This window comes from Mycobacterium sp. TH-M116 (assembly GCF_057473685.1).
Genome location: NZ_JBYCLC010000327.1, coordinates 1 through 1785, shown reverse-complemented (window position 1 = coordinate 1785; position 1785 = coordinate 1). Strand labels below are relative to the sequence as shown.

Sequence of the window (1785 nt, the reverse complement as noted above, 5' to 3'; positions counted from 1 at the left end):
CAAGCGGCGAGGCCGCAGGCATCCGCCCTCGCGGAGGTCCGTGGCGCGCATCAAAGCCAGGCGTAAAGCCAAGGCCGCGATGCGACAGAGCCGCTCGGCGCGAACCTCCACTACCGACCAGCCCTCGGCGATAGCCGCATGAACGCCTATCGAGACAGCTGGCCGGCACGAGGAATCCCCGCAGTTTCACTGCGGGGAGGACGTCAAATCTTGACGCACGCGCGCGACGCGCCATAATTCAGGAACGAATCCGTTCTAGATTCCGTGAGACGGCGAACCCGACCCAAGGAGCACCTATGAGCACCCGCATCATGGACGACGCCGCGCGGCTGCTGACCGACCCTGAGGCCTACACCGACGAGAAGCGGCTGCACGAGGCGCTGGCCCACCTGCGCGCCCATGCCCCGGTGTCCTGGGTCGACGTCGAGGGATACAAACCGTTCTGGGCGGTCACCAGGCACGCCGACATCATGGACATCGAGCGGCAGAACGACCTGTTCACCAACGACCCGCGCCCCCTGCTGATGAACACCGAACTCGACGAGAAGCTGCGCGCGGACCGGGAGGCCGGCATCGGGCTGCGCACTCTGATCCACATGGACGACCCGCATCACCGGGACATCCGCAAGGTCGGGGCGGACTGGTTCCGCCCGGCGGCCATGCGGGCGCTGAAGGCCCGCTGCGACGAGCTGGCCAAGATCTATGTCGACCAGATGCTGGAGAAGGGCCCGGAGCTGGAGTTCGCGCAGGAGATCGCGGTCAACTACCCGCTGTACGTGATCCTTTCGCTGCTGGGCCTGCCGGAGTCGGACTTCCCCCGCATGCTCAAACTCACCCAGGAGATGTTCGGCGGCGAGGACACCGAATTCCAGCGCGGCGGCACCCCCGAGGACATGCTGGCCGTGCTGCTGGACTTCTTCAACTACTTCGCGGCGCTGACCGCCTCGCGTCGCGAGCACCCGACCGAGGACCTGGCCTCGGCGATCGCCAACGCCACGATCGACGGGGAACCGTTGTCGGACATGGACACCGCGTCGTACTACGTGATCGTGGCCAGCGCCGGTCACGACACGACCAGCGCCGGCATTGCCGGCGGGCTGCTGGCACTGCTGGAGCACCCCGGCGAGCTGGCGCGGCTGCAGAACGACATGAGCCTGATGGGCACCGCGGTCGAGGAGATGATCCGCTGGGTGGTGCCGGTCAAGGAATTCATGCGCACCGCTCAGGCCGACACCGAGGTGCGCGGCATACCGATCGCCAAGGACGAATCCGTGCTGCTGTCCTACGTCTCGGCCAACCGCGACGAGGACGTGTTCGCCGACCCGTTTCGGTTCGACGTCGGCCGGGATCCCAACAAGCACCTGTCGTTCGGCTACGGTGTGCACTTCTGCCTGGGTGCGGCGCTGGCCCGCATGGAGATGAACAGCTTTTTCTCCGAACTGATTCCGCGGCTCAAGAGCATCGAGCTGGCCGGCGCGCCCGAGCTCGTCGCCGCGACGTTCGTCGGCGGTGTCAAGCGCCTGCCGATCCGCTACTCACTGAGGTGAGCTCGCCCGGCAGCTCGTCGCCCAGCGCCGCCTCGGCGAGCAACTCGCCGAGCAGCGGGCCGAACTTCATGAGGTTGGCGCCGACGAACGCGACGACGCGGCCGCGCCGCGCGACTGACCATCCGTCACCGCCCGCGTCGAGCCACGGCGCGCGCACCGTGACGCAGTCGACCCGGCCCACCGGCGACAGCGAGGGGAACAGCGCGCGCACGGCGGCGGCCGCGAGCCCGCAGATGCC

1 protein-coding gene and 1 pseudogene are annotated in these 1785 nt (G+C 68.0%); one reads left to right on the top strand and one right to left on the bottom strand.

The annotated features are described in order from the left end of the window. Window positions 1-296 precede the first annotated feature (296 nt). The gene (locus tag AC2VOK_RS16850) at window positions 297-1547 is read left to right on the top strand and encodes a cytochrome P450 (protein ID WP_428901504.1); all 1251 of its coding nucleotides are present in this window, start codon (window positions 297-299) and stop codon (window positions 1545-1547) included. On the opposite strand, the pseudogene AC2VOK_RS16845 reads toward AC2VOK_RS16850, so the two are convergent. Next, window positions 1513-1785 (bottom strand): annotated as a pseudogene (locus tag AC2VOK_RS16845) (hypothetical protein); the annotation flags it as partial. The gene AC2VOK_RS16850 and the pseudogene AC2VOK_RS16845 overlap by 35 nt on opposite strands.

Coding starts and splice junctions, on each gene's coding strand:
- AC2VOK_RS16850 (WP_428901504.1), top strand. CDS start 297: ATGAGCACCCGCATCATGGACGACGCCGCGCGGCTGCTGACCGACCCT.